Source organism: Luteimonas sp. A501 (genome assembly GCF_054052085.1).
In genome coordinates this window covers 137,168-153,952 of the sequence record NZ_JBSVRI010000002.1, presented here as the reverse complement: position 1 = coordinate 153,952, position 16,785 = coordinate 137,168, and the positions used below count along the sequence as shown (strand labels likewise).

The 16,785-nt window shown below is 69.6% G+C and carries 16 protein-coding genes; 1 reads left to right on the top strand and 15 read right to left on the bottom strand.

Annotated elements, in window-relative coordinates; all coding sequences use genetic code 11:
- Window positions 1-70: 70 nt before the first annotated feature.
- The 8 genes from era to rpoE form a co-directional block, all read right to left on the bottom strand.
- Window positions 71-994 carry a GTPase Era gene (era, locus tag ACW7G5_RS07215; protein ID WP_457003154.1) on the bottom strand — a complete coding sequence of 308 codons (924 nt, stop codon included), beginning with the start codon at window positions 992-994 and terminating at the stop codon, window positions 71-73.
- Window positions 991-1,671: a ribonuclease III gene (gene rnc / locus ACW7G5_RS07210; RefSeq protein ID WP_457003152.1), complete on the bottom strand. Its 681-nt coding sequence runs from the start codon at window positions 1,669-1,671 to the stop codon at window positions 991-993. Before rnc ends, era begins: the two co-directional genes overlap by 4 nt.
- Window positions 1,658-2,038, bottom strand: coding sequence for a DUF4845 domain-containing protein (locus tag ACW7G5_RS07205; RefSeq protein ID WP_457003150.1), 381 nt, complete (start codon window positions 2,036-2,038; stop codon window positions 1,658-1,660). Before ACW7G5_RS07205 ends, rnc begins: the two co-directional genes overlap by 14 nt.
- 59 nt (window positions 2,039-2,097) lie before the next feature.
- Window positions 2,098-2,889: a signal peptidase I gene (lepB, locus tag ACW7G5_RS07200; RefSeq protein ID WP_457003962.1), complete on the bottom strand. Its 792-nt coding sequence runs from the start codon at window positions 2,887-2,889 to the stop codon at window positions 2,098-2,100.
- A 40-nt stretch (window positions 2,890-2,929) separates the two neighbouring features.
- On the bottom strand, window positions 2,930-4,723 hold the full coding sequence (gene lepA, locus ACW7G5_RS07195; protein ID WP_457003960.1) for a translation elongation factor 4: 1,794 nt from the start codon (window positions 4,721-4,723) through the stop codon (window positions 2,930-2,932).
- A 235-nt stretch (window positions 4,724-4,958) separates the two neighbouring features.
- Window positions 4,959-6,476 carry a Do family serine endopeptidase gene (locus ACW7G5_RS07190; RefSeq protein WP_457003148.1) on the bottom strand — a complete coding sequence of 506 codons (1,518 nt, stop codon included), beginning with the start codon at window positions 6,474-6,476 and terminating at the stop codon, window positions 4,959-4,961.
- A complete protein-coding gene (locus tag ACW7G5_RS07185; RefSeq protein WP_457003147.1) occupies window positions 6,473-7,528 on the bottom strand; it encodes an RseA family anti-sigma factor in 1,056 nt (351 codons plus the stop codon). Before ACW7G5_RS07185 ends, ACW7G5_RS07190 begins: the two co-directional genes overlap by 4 nt.
- Window positions 7,525-8,139, bottom strand: coding sequence for an RNA polymerase sigma factor RpoE (gene rpoE / locus ACW7G5_RS07180; protein ID WP_457003145.1), 615 nt, complete (start codon window positions 8,137-8,139; stop codon window positions 7,525-7,527). Before rpoE ends, ACW7G5_RS07185 begins: the two co-directional genes overlap by 4 nt.
- Window positions 8,140-8,336: 197 nt before the next feature.
- Here rpoE and ACW7G5_RS07175 point away from each other — a divergent pair, with 197 nt between their 5' ends.
- Window positions 8,337-10,391, top strand: a complete 2,055-nt coding sequence (locus ACW7G5_RS07175; protein WP_457003143.1) for a 3-hydroxyacyl-CoA dehydrogenase NAD-binding domain-containing protein — start codon at window positions 8,337-8,339, stop codon at window positions 10,389-10,391.
- 85 nt (window positions 10,392-10,476) lie between these two features.
- Here the strand turns inward: ACW7G5_RS07175 and ACW7G5_RS07170 are convergent, their stop codons facing one another.
- The 7 genes from ACW7G5_RS07170 to acpP all read right to left on the bottom strand — a co-directional run bounded on the left by ACW7G5_RS07170 (window position 10,477) and on the right by acpP (window position 16,731).
- Window positions 10,477-10,836, bottom strand: coding sequence for a PilZ domain-containing protein (locus ACW7G5_RS07170; RefSeq protein ID WP_457003141.1), 360 nt, complete (start codon window positions 10,834-10,836; stop codon window positions 10,477-10,479).
- On the bottom strand, window positions 10,833-11,876 hold the full coding sequence (locus ACW7G5_RS07165) for a DNA polymerase III subunit delta' (protein WP_457003139.1): 1,044 nt from the start codon (window positions 11,874-11,876) through the stop codon (window positions 10,833-10,835). The genes ACW7G5_RS07170 and ACW7G5_RS07165 overlap by 4 nt, the downstream gene beginning before the upstream one ends.
- Entirely contained in the window at window positions 11,873-12,514 is a 642-nt protein-coding gene (gene tmk / locus ACW7G5_RS07160) for a dTMP kinase (RefSeq protein ID WP_457003138.1), read from the bottom strand. Before tmk ends, ACW7G5_RS07165 begins: the two co-directional genes overlap by 4 nt.
- 11 nt (window positions 12,515-12,525) lie before the next feature.
- Entirely contained in the window at window positions 12,526-13,572 is a 1,047-nt protein-coding gene (gene mltG / locus ACW7G5_RS07155) for an endolytic transglycosylase MltG (RefSeq protein ID WP_457003136.1), read from the bottom strand.
- A gap of 75 nt (window positions 13,573-13,647) precedes the next feature.
- Window positions 13,648-15,105 (bottom strand): chorismate-binding protein, encoded by a 1,458-nt coding sequence (locus tag ACW7G5_RS07150; RefSeq protein ID WP_457003134.1) that lies wholly within the window; start codon window positions 15,103-15,105, stop codon window positions 13,648-13,650.
- A 34-nt stretch (window positions 15,106-15,139) separates the two neighbouring features.
- Window positions 15,140-16,378, bottom strand: coding sequence for a beta-ketoacyl-ACP synthase II (fabF, locus tag ACW7G5_RS07145; protein ID WP_457003132.1), 1,239 nt, complete (start codon window positions 16,376-16,378; stop codon window positions 15,140-15,142).
- 113 nt (window positions 16,379-16,491) lie between these two features.
- Entirely contained in the window at window positions 16,492-16,731 is a 240-nt protein-coding gene (gene acpP, locus ACW7G5_RS07140) for an acyl carrier protein (protein ID WP_343255975.1), read from the bottom strand.
- Between the last annotated feature and the right edge of the window lie 54 nt (window positions 16,732-16,785).

Below are 16,785 nucleotides of genomic sequence, written 5' to 3'. Positions count from 1 at the left end.
ATGGCCGCGAACGCTCCTCGTGCCGGCCTTTGTGGGAGCAGCTATAGCTGCTCCTACTGAGAGATCACACCTAGTCGCCGTAGCCGAGGGTGCGCAGGGCGGCTTCGTCGTCGGACCAGCCGGCGCGGACGCGGACGAAGGTCTCGAGGAAAACCTTGCAGTCGAACAGGCGCTCCATCGACAGCCGCGCCTTGGTGCCGATCTCGCGCAGGCGCTGGCCGCCCTTGCCGATCACGATCGCCTTCTGGCCGTCGCGCTCCACCCAGATCACGGCACCGATGCGCAGCAACGGGCCGGACTTCGAGGTCTCTTCGGTGAAGGATTCGATCTCGACCGTGGTCGAATACGGAAGCTCGGCGCCAAGCTGGCGCATCAGCTGCTCGCGCAGCAGCTCGCCGGCCAGGAAGCGCTGGCTCTTGTCGGTGATGGCGTCCTCGTCGTAAGCCGGCTCGCCTTCGGGCACCAGCGCCAGCAGCTCGGCCACCAGCGCGTCCAGGCCGGTGCGCTTGAGCGCGGACACCGGGTGCACTCCGGCGAATTCGCGGCCCTCGGTGGCCTGCTGCAGGTAGGGCAGCAGGCTGGCCTTGTCCTTGATCCGGTCGACCTGGTTGACCACCAGCACCACCGGCACCTTCGCCTCGCGCAGGGCCTCGTAGGCGAGTCCGTCCTCATCGTCCCAGCGTCCGGCCTCGACCACCAGCACGGCCGCGTCCACGCCTTCGACTGCACCGCGCGCGGCGCGGTTCATCATCCGGTGCATCGCGGTGGCCGATTGCCTGCGTTCGCCGCGATGGATGCCGGGGGTATCGACCAGCTGCAGCTGGCCGCCGGGGAAGGTGGCGATGCCCAGCAGTCGATGGCGCGTGGTCTGCGGGCGGTTGGAGACGATGCTGACCTTGACGCCCACCAGCGCGTTGACCAGGGTCGACTTGCCGACGTTGGGCCGGCCGACGATGGCGATCGCGCCGCTGCGGCTGGGGGCTTGGGTGTTCATGGTTTCACTGGTTCCAGTTGGGCGAGCACCGCGGACGCGGCCTCCTGTTCCGCCGCGCGGCGGGAGCTGCCGCTGCCTTCGGCGTCGGTCGCGGGATCGCTGAGCTGGCAGCGGACCAGGAAGATCCGCGCGTGCTCTTCGCCACCTTCCGACAGCAGTTCGTAGGTCGGCAACGGACGTTGCCGCGCCTGCAGCCACTCCTGCAGCCGGGTCTTGGGATCCTTGCCGATGCCGCCGGCCGGGAGGCCGTCGATCTCGGGTTCGAACCAGGGCAGCACGGCGGCGCAGCAGGCTTCGAAGCCGGCGTCGAGGAAGATCGCGCCGACCACTGCTTCAAGCGCGTCGGAAAGGATCGAGTCGCGGCGATGCCCGCCGGACTTCATCTCGCCGGGCCCCAGCGTGATGCGCGCGCCGAGCTCAAGCGCGCGCGCGATCCGCGCCAGCGACGATTCGCGCACCATCTCGGCGCGGGCGCGGGTCATCGCGCCTTCGTCGGCCTTGGGCCAGCGCAGGTACAGCGCCTCGGCCACGATCAGCCCGACCAGGGCGTCGCCGAGGAACTCCAGGCGTTCGTTATGCGGTGCGCCGGCGCTGCGGTGGGTCAGCGCCTGCGCCAGGAGCGCGGGATCGCGGAACACGTGTCCCGCGATGCGCGCAGGGGCATCAATCGACCGCACCGGCCCGGGTCAGCATCTGCGTGGACTCGAACTTGCCGACGACGTCGAGGTTGCCGATGAGTTCCTTGCGGACCTCGTACTTGACGTCCATCTGCCAGCCGGCGCCCACGCGCTTGAGCTTGACGTGCTCGGGCTTCACGTTCTCCGAGTAGCTGATGTACAGCCGACGGAAGAACAGGTCCTGGATCTTGCGCGGCTCGGTGTTGGCGATGCCCGGTTCGTTGGCCAGCCCCTTCATCGCCGAGCGCACGCTGTAGTACTCCGAATACATCGGGAACAGCTTCATGCCGACGTAGGCGAACAGGCCCACGACCGCCAGCACGATGATGAATCCGAGCAGGGTGATGCCGCGTTGTGAATTCCTCATTTCCCCTCTCCCCTTGGTCCGCGATGCGTTGGTTGTCGCGCCGGCCGGTGCGGCCGTGGTCACAGGCGCGTGCCGATGCGCTTGAAGTCGACGCCGCCGGCGGCGCTGTCGAAGTTCATCCACACCAGGAACGCCTTGCCGCGCAGCTGCGCCTCCGGCAACGTGCCCCAGAAGCGGCTGTCGTCGCTTCTATCACGATTGTCGCCCATCACGAAATACTCGCCCGCGGGCACGGTCCATTCGCCCACGCCGTGGCTGGCGAACAGCGGGCTTTCGATCTCGAGCACTTCGTGCGGACCGGTGCCCAGGTCTTCGGCCAGGAGCGTCGCGCCGGTCATCTCCTCGCCGCGCCCCTTGCCGACGTAGTCGCCGACCGGCTGGTAGGCCGCCGGCTCGCCGTTCACGTACAGCACGTTGTCGCTGTAGGCGATCCGGTCGCCCGGCAAGCCGACCACGCGCTTGATCCAGTCCTGGTCCGGGTGCGCGGGCGGCCGGAACACGACCACGTCGCCACGCTCGGGCAGGCCGATCTCGATCACCTTCCTGTTGTTGACCGGCAGGCGCAGGCCGTAGGCGAACTTGTTGACCAGGATGAAGTCGCCGATCAGCAGCGTCGGCATCATCGAACTGGACGGGATCCGGAAGGGCTCGGCGATGAAGCTGCGCAGCACCAGCACCACCAGCAGGATCGGGAAGAAGGCGCGCGCGTAGTCGACGACGACCGGCTCCCTGTCCTCGTCCAGCAGGCCTGCACGCGCCTTGCGCGCCTTGGCGAAGAACAGCCGGTCCAGCAGCCAGATGATGCCGGAGGCGAAGGTCAGGATGACCAGCCCGAGTTCGAACCACTTCATCATGCGCGTACCTCGCCCGTGGCACGCCCGTTGGCCGCCATCACTTGTTGTCCACCTGGAGCACCGCGAGGAAGGCTTCCTGCGGAATCTCGACGCGCCCGACCTGCTTCATGCGCTTCTTGCCTTCCTTCTGCTTTTCCAGGAGCTTCTTCTTGCGGCTGATATCGCCACCGTAGCACTTGGCCAGCACGTTCTTGCGCAGCGCCTTGACCGAGCTGCGGGCGATGATCTGCGAGCCGATGGCGGCCTGGATCGCGACGTCGAACTGCTGCCGCGGGATCAGGTCCTTCATGCGGTCGGTCAGGTCGCGGCCGCGGCGGTCGGCGTGGCTGCGGTGGACGATGATCGACAATGCGTCGACCTTGTCGCCGTTGATCAGCGTGTCCACGCGCACGAAGGGACCGGCGTCGAAGCGCACGAAGTGGTAGTCCAGCGAGGCGTAGCCGCGGCTGACCGACTTCAGGCGGTCGAAGAAGTCCAGCACCACTTCCGCCATCGGCAGCTCGTAGCTGATCTGCACCTGGCTGCCGAGGTAGTTGATGCCGATCTGGCTGCCGCGCTTCTCTTCGCAGAGGGTGATCACGTTGCCGACGTAATCCGGCGGCGTGAGGATGTTGGCGCGGATGATCGGCTCGCGCACTTCTTCGATCTTGTTCGACGGCGGCAGCTTGGCCGGGTTGTCGAGCGTCATGACTTCGCCGTCGGTCATCAACACTTCGTAGACCACCGTCGGCGCGGTGCTGATCAGGTTGAGGTCGTACTCGCGCTCAAGGCGCTCCTGCACGATCTCCATGTGCAGCATGCCGAGGAAGCCGCAGCGGAAACCGAAGCCCATGGCCTCGGAACTTTCCGGCTCGAAGCGCAGCGCGGCGTCGTTGAGGCGCAGCTTTTCAAGCGCCTCGCGCAGGTCCGGGTAGTCGTCGGCATCCACCGGGAACAGACCGGAAAACACGCGCGGCTGCATTTCCTGGAAGCCCGGCAGCGGATGCGGCGCGGGATCGCCGGCGAGGGTGAGCGTGTCGCCCACCGGCGCGCCGTGCACGTCCTTGATGGACGCATTGATCCAGCCCACTTCGCCCGCGCGCAGGGCCGCGGTTTCCTTGCGCTTCGGCGTGAACACGCCGACCTTGTCGACCTGGTGGGTGCGGCCGGTGGACATGACCAGCATCTTGGCGCCGGCCTTGATTTCGCCCTGCATCACCCGCACCAGCGAAACCACGCCCAGGTAGTTGTCGAACCACGAGTCGATGATCAGCGCCTGCAGCTTGTCGGTGTCCCGCGGCTGCGGCGGGGGGATGCGGTGCACGATGGCCTCCAGCACCTCTTCCACGTTGAGCCCGGTCTTGGCGCTGACCGCGACCGCGTCGGTGGCGTCGATGCCGATCACGGCTTCGATCTCGGCTTTGGCGCGCTCGATGTCGGCGGTGGGCAGGTCGATCTTGTTGAGCACCGGGATGACTTCCAGCCCCTGCTCGACCGCGGTGTAGCAGTTGGCGACCGACTGCGCCTCGACGCCCTGGGCCGCATCCACCACCAGCAGCGCGCCCTCGCAGGCCGCCAGCGAGCGGCTGACTTCATAGCTGAAGTCGACGTGGCCGGGGGTGTCGATGAAGTTGAGGTGGTAGGTCTCGCCGTTGCGCGCCGTGTACGGCACCGACACCGACTGCGCCTTGATGGTGATGCCGCGTTCGCGCTCGATCGGGTTGTTGTCGAGGACCTGCGATTCCATCTCGCGCGCGGTCAATCCGCCGCACAGCTGGATGATGCGGTCGGCCAGCGTCGACTTGCCGTGGTCGACGTGCGCGATGATGGAGAAGTTGCGGATGTTCCGCATTGATTCGGGGGGCATGGGCGGCAGTCTGGTGGCCGCGTCGGGCCGGATCGTCGAACGGGATATTGTCGCACAGCCGCCGCGAGCCGCCGCGGCCCCTGCAGGAGCCGCTATAGCGGCGATCGCCGCCATGGAAATCCCCGGAACGTGCAATCGCGGGTATAGCCGCTCCCACAGTGCGGCTGCGGCCGCTCCACACAGTGCGGCTGTGGCCGCTCCCCAGGGGTCGTGGCGGCCCCTACTTCGCGCTCTCGCGGGGCGTCACTGCGATGAACTGCGTCCCGCCGCTGCGGTTGCGGACCAGCAACATGACCGTTTCTCCAGTCTTGACCTTGCCCAGCTCGCGGTCGAGCGCGGCCGGGGTGGCCACGTTCACGCGGCCCACCTGCAGGATCACGTCGCCCGGCTGGATGCCGGCGCTGCGCGCGGCCAGTCCTTCGACGCGTGCCACGGCCACGCCCTCGTCCGGCTTGAGGTCCAGGCGGCGGCGCTGTTCCGCGTTCAGCTCGCTGCCGACGAGGCCCAGCGGATTGCTCTGCTGCGCCGCCGGCGGTCGCGCCGCCGGGCGGGAACCCGCACCCGCGATGCCTTCGTCAAGCTCGCCCAGGGTCACGGTGATGTCGCGGGTGCGCCCTTCGCGCCAGATCTTGACCCGGACCTTGCTGCCCGGTGCCTTGCCGCCAATCATCGGCGGCACGTCGCTGGACTGGTTGACGCTGACACCGTCGACCTCGCGGATCACATCGCCGCGCTCGATGCCGGCCTTCTCGGCCGCGCCACCCTGGATCACATCGGCGACCAGCGCGCCGCGGATGTCGGGCAGGTCGAGGCCCTTGGCGTCGTCGGGCCCGATCTCCTGCACCTGCACGCCCATCTGGCCGCGACGCACCTGGCCGGTGTCCTTGAGCTGCTCGGCCACGTTCATCACCACGTCGATCGGGATCGCGAAGCTGACGCCCATGTAGCCGCCGGAATTGGAGAAGATCTGCGAGTTGATGCCGATCACTTCGCCGCTGGTGTTGAGCAGCGGGCCACCGGAATTGCCGCGGTTGATCGCGACGTCGGTCTGGATGAAAGGCACGTAGCGCTGGTTGGAATAGCGGTTGGCACGCCCGACGGCGCTGACGATGCCGGCGGTGACCGACTGGTCGAAGCCGAACGGCGAGCCGATCGCGACCGCCCATTGCCCGGGCTTGACGCTGTTGGCGTCGCCGGCGCGCAGGAAGGGCAGGTTCCTGGCATCGATCTTCAGCACCGCCACGTCGGACTGCTCGTCGCTGCCGATCACCTCGGCGTTGAACCCGCGACGGTCGGGCAGCGTCACCCGGACATCGCTCGCGCCGGCAACCACGTGGTGGTTGGTGATCACATAGCCGTCGCCGGAGATCAGGAAGCCGCTGCCCATCGACATGCCGCCGCGACCGGGACCCGGATCCTGCGGCGCGCCCGGGAACGGCGTGCCGGGACCGAAGAAGCGACGGAAGAACTCGGGCATGTCATCCGGCATCGCCTGCGCCTGGCGGTTGCCGCGGCCGTCGATGGTGACCTCGATGTTGACCACTGCCGGCGCCACGCGGTCGACCAGACGGGTGAAGTCCGGCAGTCCGGTGACCAGCGGGGCCGATGGCGGCGCGGACACCGCCGCCGGAGCCGGAGCCTGGTCCTGTGACTGCGCGGTGGCGGCCGGAATCACGACCGCGGCGGTACCGGCGGCGGTCAGCGCGACCAGGGCCAGGGCAAAGACGGGGGTTTTCATCGGGGATCGGCCTCGGCTTGGTGATCGGGAAGTTGTACGCCTGCCTCGCGTGGCGTTTCCAGCCGCGGCTGGAACGGCGCGAAACTGTCGGCCTGCTGCAGTCCGTAGCCGGCCGCGAACGGCCGCGTGGCCGACAGGCCGGACAGCGTGGCACGTGGCCAGGGGCGCGTGGCCGCGGCCGGCGGTGCGCCAAACAGGGCCTCGCCATCCGCAGCGGGCGAAGGCACTGCGGCCAGGATCGGCAGTCCGGCATCAATGGCGGCCGGCCGTGCTGCCTGCGGGACCGGGACCTCGAGCGCGGGTAGCAGCGGCGCCACGGGCAGCCGTGGTGCTGTCGCCACCGCCCGGGCCGGGGCGTCGACCGCAGCCTGCGAGCGGCGCACCGCGGCGCGCTGTGCCTGGCTGCGCGTGCTGCTGCGGTCACCGGCGCGACGGGGGACCTCGGCCACGGCGATTGCCAGCGGTGCGGCGGCGGCCAGCAGATCCGATGGGGCATCCGTCGCGGATGCGGGCGACGCGGGATCTATACCGACGCCATCGGTCTCCGCGGTCTGCGCAAGCGGAGCCGCTGCAGCAGCGCTTTCGACAAGGACCGGCGCGGACAGCGAAGTACTGGAGGCCGTGGCGAGCTCCGGCGCCTGGGCGTCGGGCATCTGCCGGGCCATGAACAAGGCCACCAGCGCAACCGAAGCGGCCAGCGCGCCGCCGCCCCAGCGCAGCAGGCGCGGCGGTCGTGGCCGCGCGTTCCCGGCTGGCGATGCGGCCGCGGCGGCAGGGCCGGCGATGGCAGCCGCCACCCGCTTGGAGAAGTCCGCCGGCAGCAGGGCATGGCCGCGGCCGCGCAGTACGTCGCCGCTGACCTGCCAGCGCTCCCAGCACGCGGCCAGCTCGCCGTCGTGCTGGAGGCGGCGCAGCATGAAGCGCGCCTGGTCCGGTGAAAGCTCGCCGTCGAGCATCGCCGACAGCTGCCGGCGATTGTGGGCATAGAGCTTGTCCGGCGGCGCCGGTTCAAAATCGATGTTGTCGTAGTCGTTGGTCATCAGTGTGCTCATCGCGCCGCGCGTGCGGGCGCGGATCCGGTATCCATCAGGGGTTCGAGCTCGATGTCGATCGCTTCGCGGGCGCGGAAGATCCGCGAGCGGACGGTGCCGATCGGACAGTCCATGCGCGAGGCGATCTCCTCGTAGCTCAGGCCCTCGACTTCGCGCAAGGTGATCGCCGTGCGCAATTCCTCGGGCAGTGCTTGGACCGCGCGAAGCACCGTTTGTTCCAGCTGCTGGCGCATCAGCTCGCGTTCCGGCGTGTCGTTGTCGCGCAGCGCGGTTGCGGAGTCGAAGTGCTCGGCGTCGCCAACCTCGATGTCATCGGTCGGCGGACGGCGGCTGTGCGCGACCAGGTGGTTCTTGGCCGTGTTGACCGCGATCCGGTGCAGCCACGTATAGAACTGCGCGTCGCCGCGAAAGCTGCCGATCGCGCGGTAGGCGCGGATGAAGGTCTCCTGGGCGATGTCCTGGCATTCGCTCCAGTCGCGCACGTAGCGCCCCACCACCGCGGCCACGCGATGCTGGTACTTGCGCACCAGCAGGTCGAACGCTGCCATGTCGCCCTGCTGGACGCGGCGGACAAGATCCTGGTCGAGCTGCGTGTTGTCGATTTCAGCCATCGGCCGGTGCTCTCCTCGGGACCGGCCCTGGGGACCGGATATGACCTTCACGCAGGGCAAAAGTTCCCTGCTGCAGGATCATCTGGGGTCGCGTTCAGCCGCGTGCAAGCCCGATACGCCGAAGCGGACCATTTGACGCCGGTGAAACAGACTCTGGATCATAGGCAATTCCCCCGTACCCGCACGGATGGTTCCGCATGATTCCTGGCCTCGATGGTCTGCGCTTCAGCCACTGGCAGGTGGAGCAGCGCACAGACGGCGTTGTCCTGCTCACGTTCGACCGCCAAGGCGAGTCGGTGAACACCTTCGCCCAAGACGTCCTGGTCGAGCTCGACGCCCTGCTCGAGCGGCTGTCACTCGATCCGCCAAAAGCACTGGTGCTGCGTTCGGGGAAGGCGAAGGGCTTCATCGCCGGCGCCGACATCCGCGAGTTCGCCGAGTTCGATGCCAAGGGCACCATCGGCGATTCCATCCGCCGCGGCCAGCAGGCGTTCCAGCGCCTGGCCGAACTGCCCTGCCCCACCGTCGCCGCGATCCACGGCTTCTGCATGGGCGGCGGCACCGAGATCGCGCTGGCCTGCCGCTACCGCGTGGCCAGCAACGATCCCTCCACGCGCATCGGCCTGCCCGAAGTGAAGCTGGGCATCTATCCCGGCTGGGGCGGCAGCGTGCGCCTGCCCCGCCTGGTGGGCACGCCGGCTGCGATGGACATGATGCTGACCGGACGCACGCTGTCGGCGTCGGCGGCGAAGACCATCGGCCTGGTCGACGAGGTGGTGGAGCCGGCGCAGCTGGTGGACGCCGCCGCCGGGCTCGCGCTCAAGGGCGTGATGCGCCCCTTCAAACAGCGCTTCACGGGCTGGCTGACCAACCTCGGGCCGGTGCGCCAGGTGATGGCGCCGATGCTGGTCAAGCAGGTCGCACGCAAGGCCCGCAAGGAGCACTACCCCGCGCCTTACGCGCTGATCGAGACCTGGCGGCGCACGGGCGGGGACATCCAGAACCGCTTGGCCGCTGAGCGCAAATCGGTGGTGAAACTGGCGGGCACGCCGACCGCGCGCAACCTGACGCGTGTGTTCTTCCTGCAGGAGCGGCTGAAGGCCCTGGGCGGAAAGGACAGCGGCATCCAGCGCGTGCACGTGATCGGCGCAGGGGTGATGGGCGGCGACATCGCGGCGTGGGCGGCGCTGAAGGGCTTCGATGTCACGCTGCAGGATCGCGAGCAGGGCTATATCGACAAGGCGCTGGCGCGTGCGCAGGAGCTGTTCGCGAGGAAGGTCAAGGTCGATGCGAAGCGGCCGGAGGTTGCGGCGCGACTGAAGTCGGATCTGGCAGGCGACGGCGTGGCCGGCGCGGATCTGGTGATCGAGGCGATCATCGAACAGCCGGAGGCCAAGCGTTCGCTGTACGCGGGCGTGGAACCGAAACTCAAGGCCGACGCCCTGCTCACCACCAACACCTCTTCGATCCCGCTGGACGAACTGCGCACCGGTCTCGCGCGCCCGGCGCAGTTCGCCGGCCTGCACTACTTCAATCCGGTGGCACTGATGCCGCTGGTGGAGATCGTGCGCCACGACGCGATGGACGCCGACACCGAGCGCCGCCTGGCCGCGTTCTGCAAGGCGATCGACAAGCTGCCGGTACCGGTGGCCGGCACGCCGGGCTTCCTGGTCAACCGCCTGCTGTTCCCGTACATGCTCGAGGCCGCGACCGCGTATTCGGAAGGCATCCCGGGCGCGGTGATCGACAGGGCGGCGGTGAAGTTCGGCATGCCGATGGGTCCGATTGAACTGATCGACACCGTGGGCCTGGACGTGGCCGCCGGTGTCGGCGCGGAGCTCGCGCCCTTCCTCGGCCTGCCGATCCCGGCATCGCTGGCGACGCCGCCCGAGATGGGCAAGCGCGGCAAGAAGGACGGCCAGGGCCTGTACACCTGGGCGGACGGCAAGGCGAAGAAGCCGGACGTGCCGAAGGATTACAAAGTGCCGGCGGACCTCGAGGATCGCCTGATCCTGCCGCTGGTCAACGAAGCGGTGGCGGCGCTGCACGAAGGCGTGGTGGCCGACGGCGACCTGCTGGATGCGGGCGTGATCTTCGGCACCGGGTTCGCGCCGTTCCGCGGCGGCCCGATCCAGTACGTGCGCGAATCGGGGGCGGATGCCCTGCTGCTGCGGCTCAAGGCGCTGCAGGCAACGCACGGCAACCGGTTCGCCCCGCGGCCGGGCTGGGATTCGCCGGCGTTGAGGCGCTGACAGAAAGCCCAACCGCTCATGTAGGAGCAGCTATAGCTGCGACCCACGCCCAGGCAAGACCCGGCGGTCGCAGCTCTGGCTGCTCCTACATGGTGTGCGTGGGCTTTTCGGCGGTGAGGCTGCCCGCCAGCAGGGTTTCGATCTTGCCCTTCACGTTCTCGCCCTCGGTGGTGTCGGCGAACTGCACGCCGATGCCGGCGGTGCGGTTGCCCTGGGCGCCGGGCGGGGTCACCCAGACCACCTTGCCGGCAGCCGGCAGGCGCTCGCTGGATTCGGGCAGGGTCAGCAGCACGAAGACTTCGTCGCCGATGAAATAGCGGCGCGTGGTCGGCACGAAGATGCCGCCGTGCTTGAGATACGGCATGTAGGCCGCGTACAGCTGGGCCTTGTCCTTGACCGCCAGGGACAGGATGCCCTGCCGCGCGCCGCCACCGGTTGCACTCATCGCGTGACTCCCCTTGCCTTGTCGCCCGCCGCGTCGCGCCATGCGAGCAGCAGTTCCACCACCGCGAGATCGGCGCGGACCGTGCTGCGCAGCAGTTCGCGGGTGCGATTCGCGGCGTCGAACCAGGCGGCCAGCTTCCGGATTCCGGCGGGGTCGGTCAAGCCGGCGGCGTGGTCGCGGGACAGGTCGGCGGCGTGCAGCAGGCGCTGCATCGCCAGTTCGTCCGTGGTCCAGGCCTTGGCGACCTCCAGCGGCGAAGCCGCGTTGGATGCGACCTTGGCCAGGTCCGTGGCAACCTCGCGGCGCAGCGCCATGCCACCGTCACGCAGCCAGGCGTCGGCCAGCCCGGGATGGCCCCGCGCCGCGGCAAGCGCCTCGATGGCCGACGCCGGCGCATGGCCCTGGGACTGCAGCCAGACCGCGGCCTCGTCGGCCGGCGGCAGGCGGAACTCGAGGCGCTGGCAGCGGCTGCGGATGGTCGCCGGCAGGCGCGCGGGGTTCGCGCTCAAGAGCCACAGGTAGCGCCCGGGCACCGGCTCTTCCAGCGTCTTGAGCAGGGCGTTGGCGGCGGCATCGTTCATGTCGTCGGCGGGATCGATGATCGCGACCTTCGCGCTGCCGTACTGCGGCGTGGTGGCCAAGCGCGCGGACAGTTCGCGCACTTGGTCGACCGGGATCACCGCCATCTGCCGCGGCGGCGACGGCGTGTGGCGCCAGGCGTGGCCGACGAAGATCGCATCAGGGTGCCCGGGGTGGCCCCAGGGCTGCGACAGCGAGCCGTCGGGACGCTGCTCCAGCGGATCCTTCTGCGAGCGCGAGCGGTACAGCACGCAGGGGCGGCACTGGCCGCAGGGCCGCGCCGCGCCATCGCCGGCCTGGCACAGGACGCGCCCGGCGAGGCGTTCGGCCACCGCACGCTTGCCCAGCATCGCCGGCCCGGTGAACAGCAGCGCGTGCCCCATGCGCCCGCCATCAAGCGCGGCGGCGGCATGGTCGTACGCGCGCTGCTGCCAGGGCGCGAGTGGAGCGTCGAAACTCATGGCCCAATCCGCGATGCGCGCAGCGCGGCCAGCGCCGCCGCCACGACCTCGTCCACCGGGCGTGACGCGTCGACCACGCGGAAGCGCGCGGGCTCGGCCGCCGCGCGCGCGAGGAAGGTCGCGCGCACACGCTCGAAGAACGCATCGCGCTCGCGTTCGATGCGATCGGGCTGCGGGTCACGGCTGCGGATGCGCGCACGGCCCTGGGCCACGTCGATATCGAGCAGCAGCGTCAGTCCGGGGCGGATTCCGACCACGCGGCGTTCGAGCCCGGCGATGAAGCCTGCGTCCAGGCCACGACCGCCGCCCTGGTAGGCGTAGCTGGAATCGGTGAAGCGGTCGCACAGCACCCAGGCACCGCGCTCGAGCGCTGGCTGCACGATGGCGCGCACGTGCTGCGCGCGCGCGGCGAACATCAGCAGCAGCTCGGTTTCGGCCGCCACCGCTTCGTCGCCGGGATGCAGCAGCAACTCGCGGATTTTCTCCGCCAGCGGCGTGCCGCCGGGCTCGCGGGTGACCACCACTTCGCCACCGTCGGCCGCGAGCGCCTCGCGCAGCGCGGCCAGCACCGTGGTCTTGCCGGCGCCCTCGCCGCCTTCCAGCGACACCAGGCGCGGATGCATGGGCAGCACGCTCATCGACAGCCGACTCATCGCGGCCCGTGCTGTTCGCGGTAGCGGCGCACGTACTGGCGCACGGCGGCGTTGTGCGCCTCGAGCGAGGGCGAGAATACGTGCCGGCCGCTGCCGTCGCCGATGGCGACGAAGTACAGCGCGTCGGTCTCCTCCGGCTGCGTGGCCGCGCGCAGCGCGGCGGCGCCGACCATGGCGATCGGCGTCGGCGGCAGGCCGTCGCGGGTATAGGTGTTGTACGGCGTGTCGGTGAGCAGGTCGCGGCGGCGGATGTTGCCGTCGTAGCCACTGCCCATGCCGTAGATCACCGTCGGGTCGGTCTGCATGCGCATGCCGATGCGAAGGCGGCGGGTGAACACGCCGGCGATCATGGGCCGCTCTTCGGCGATGCCGGTTTCCTTCTCCACGATCGAGGCCAGCACCAGCGCCTCCTCGGGGGTGTCGATCGGCAGGTCGTCGGCGCGCGCCTGCCAGGCGGCGTCCAGCGCGGCATCGAGGTCGGCGGCGGCGCGGCGCAGCAGGTCGATGTCGCTGTCGCCGCGGTCATAGGCATAGGTTTCCGGCAGGAAGCGGCCTTCGGGATGCACGCCCTCGCGGCCCAGCATCGTCATCAGCGCGGCGTCGTCGACCTCGTGCAGGGTCTGCACCAGGGGCGTGGCGCGGGCCAGCGCGGCGCGCAGCTCGCGGATGGTCCAGCCCTCCACGATGGTGAAGCGGTGGTGCACCACCTTGCCGTCGCGCATGTGCGCCAGCAGCTGCGTGGCGGTGATGCCCGGCTCGAGCGCGTACTCGCCCACCTGGATGTGGCCGCCGGTGCCGAGCTGGCGCGCCAGCAGGCGCCACTCAAGGTCGCGGCCGGCGTCGATGCCCTGCCCGCGCAGGCGCGCGACCACCCTGCGCAGCGTGTCGCCGCGCTCGACCATCAGGTTGTCGCCGGCCTCGACGCCCGGCAGCGGCCCGGTCGCGAAGCGCTGGTAGCTGGTCCAGGCCTGGTAGCCGGCCGCGCCGGCGACGACGGCCGAGAGCAGGAACAGGACGAGGACGATGCGCTTGAACGCCTTCATGGCGCGCGCCCGCCGATCTGGCGATGGTGGTCGGGATGCATGCGTCGAAGGATACCGTGCCCGCCGCGGCGCCGGTCAGGCACCGATGGCCTGCAGCATGCCGCGGGCCTTGGCGCGGGTCTCGTCGAGTTCGTGCGCGGGATCGGAATCGGCCACGATCCCGGCGCCGGTGCGGAAGCGCAGCACGTCGCCGCCGACCTCGGCGCTGCGGATCAGGATGTTGAGGTCCATGTCGCCGCTGCGGTCGAGCCAGCCCATGGCGCCGGTGTACGCGCCGCGGCCGACGCCTTCCAGCCCGGCAATGATCTCCATGCAGCGCACCTTCGGCGCGCCGGTGATCGTGCCGCCGGGGAACACCGCGCGCAGCACCTCGCCCGGCGTCGCATCGGCGCGCAGGCGGCCACGCACGTTGCTCACGATGTGGTGCACGTGCGCATAGCTTTCCACCACCATCAGCTCGTCGACCTCGACGCTGCCGGCGCGGCTGACGCGGCCGAGGTCGTTGCGCTCCAGGTCGACCAGCATCACGTGCTCGGCGCGCTCCTTGGCATGGCCGACCATCTCGCGGATACGCTCGATGTCGTCGTCACCGGGCAGGCGCGGCCGGGTGCCGGCGATGGGCCGGGTCTCGACCAGGTCGCCGCGCACCGAGACCAGGCGTTCGGGCGAGGCGCTGACCACCGCGCCGTCATCGCCGAGATCGAACAGGCCGGCAAACGGGGCCGGGTTGGCGCGGCGCAGGCGTTCGTACAGCGCGGCGGGTGCGACCGGTGCATCGAAGCGCGCTTCCCAGGCCCGCGACAGGTTGACCTGGAACACGTCGCCGGCGCGGATGTACTCGAGCGCGCGGGCGACGGCGGCGAGGTAGTCGCCGTCCGGGTCTTCGCGACAATCGAGCAGCGTCGGCCAGTGCGGCGCGGCGATCGAGGCGGCCATTGGCTTCACGTACGGCCGTGATGTCGCCATCGGCTCCGTCGATACGAAGGCAGCAGACGATACCGGACCCGGAAATGTCGCGACAGGGATCGCTGCGATATCCGCCAGCACCTGCTCCAACAACGCCTCGGTGCCCTCTTCCGCCAGCACCACCGTTTCGCCGCTGGTGCGGTCGCGCAGCACCGCAGCCGGGCAGCGGCAGGCCACGGCCACGGGCAGCACACCCGGGGCGGGCGGCAGGCGCAGCACCGGCTCCACCTGCGCGCCAAGCTCATAGCCCAACAGCAGCGCCCAACCGCCCTGGAAGGGCCACGGCGAAGGCGCGCGCGGCCGGCGCAAGGCGCCCCAGTCGGCGTCGAGGGTACGCAGGAAGTCATCGCCCGCGGACGCGCCCTCAGCAGGCAAGCAGTCGCTGCGCCGTGTGATGCCGTCGCGGTCGAGCGTGATGCGTGCACCGTCAGCGATGAGCAGCATGTCCCAGCGCCCGAGCGCAGTGCCCGAGGCCACCGATTCAAGCAGCAGTGGATAGCGCGCGGACGCACGCTGCTGCAGCGCGAGCAGGTCCAGGCCGGGCGCCAGCTCGCGGACGTGGGTCATATGCGGGTTCCGCCGCCCTGCGGCGGCACCGTGCTCAGATGCGGCGGAAGACCAGGCTGCCGTTGGTGCCGCCGAAGCCGAACGAGTTCGACATCGCCACGTCGACCTGCTGCTCGCGCGCGGTGTGCGGCACGTAGTCGAGGTCGCAGCCTTCGGAAGGATTGTCGAGGTTGATGGTCGGCGGGATCACGCCGGTGTGCAGCGCCATCGCCGAAAACACCGCTTCGACGCCACCGGCCGCGCCCAGCAGGTGGCCGGTCATCGACTTGGTCGAGCTGACCATGACCTTGCGCGCATGCTCGCCGAGCACGCTCTTGATGCCCATGGTTTCAGCCAGGTCGCCGGCCGGGGTGGAGGTGCCGTGGGCGTTGATGTAGCCGACCGCGGACGGGTCGATGCCGGCGTCGCGGATCGCGGCCACCATGCAGCGCGCGCCGCCCTCGCCGTTCTCGCTGGGCGCGGTCATGTGGTACGCGTCGCCGCTCATGCCGAAGCCGGCGAGCTCGGCGTAGATGCGCGCGCCACGCGCCTTCGCGCGCTCGTACTCCTCGATTACCAGCACGCCGGCGCCATCGCCCATGACGAAGCCGTCGCGGCCCTCGTCCCAGGGACGCGAGGCGCGCTGCGGGTCGTCGTTGCGGGTCGACAGTGCCTTCATCGCGCAGAACCCGCCGAGCGAGGTCGGCGTGGTGGCGAACTCGGCGCCACCGGCGATCATCGCGTCGGCGTCGCCGTACTGGATCATGCGCATCGCCAGGCCGATGTTGTGGGTGGCCGTGGTGCAGGCGGTGACCGCGGCGATGTTCGGGCCCTTGGCGCCGGTCATCATCGACACCTGGCCGGCGATCATGTTGATGATCGTGCTGGGCACGTAGAACGGCGAGATCTTGCGCGGGCCGCCCTCGTGGAACTTGACCGTGGTTTCCTCGATGCCCTTCAGGCCACCGATGCCGGCGCCGATGGCGACGCCGATGCGCTCGGGATCATCCGCCGCGACGTCCAGGCCGGCGTCGGCCAGGGCCATCATCGCCGCTGCCACGCCGTAGTGGACGAAGGGGTCCATCTTCTTGACGTCCTTCGGCGCGATCCACAGCGTGGGATCGAAGCCCTTCACCTCACCCGAGATGCGGGTGGCGAAGGCCGAGGCGTCGAAATTGGTGATCGGGCCGATGCCCGAACGGCCGTCCACGATGCCCTGCCATGACGAGGCCAGGTCATTGCCAAGCGGCGACAGGATGCCGAGGCCGGAGATGACGACGCGACGCTTGGACATGTGGACTCCTGGACGGTTGTGCACGCCGCCGCGCGGCGCGCCGGAAACGCCCGAGGCCGCATGAGCGGCCCCGGGTTTTTTACTCGGTGCGGCGCGCTGCGCCGCCTGGCGAGTCAGGCCTTGACGTGCGTCTTGACGTAGTCGATCGCCTGCTGCACCGAAGTGATCTTTTCGGCTTCTTCGTCGGGGATCTCGCACTCGAACTCTTCTTCGAGCGCCATCACCAGCTCGACGGTGTCGAGGGAATCCGCACCCAGGTCGTCGACGAAGGAGGCGCTGGCGCTGACCTCGTCTTCCTTGACGCCCAGTTGTTCGACGACGATCTTCTTGACGCGCTCTTCGATGCTGCTCATAGGTATCCGGCTCCGGTGGAGGCTGTTGCGGTGGGTAGTGTAAGGGATTCGGGT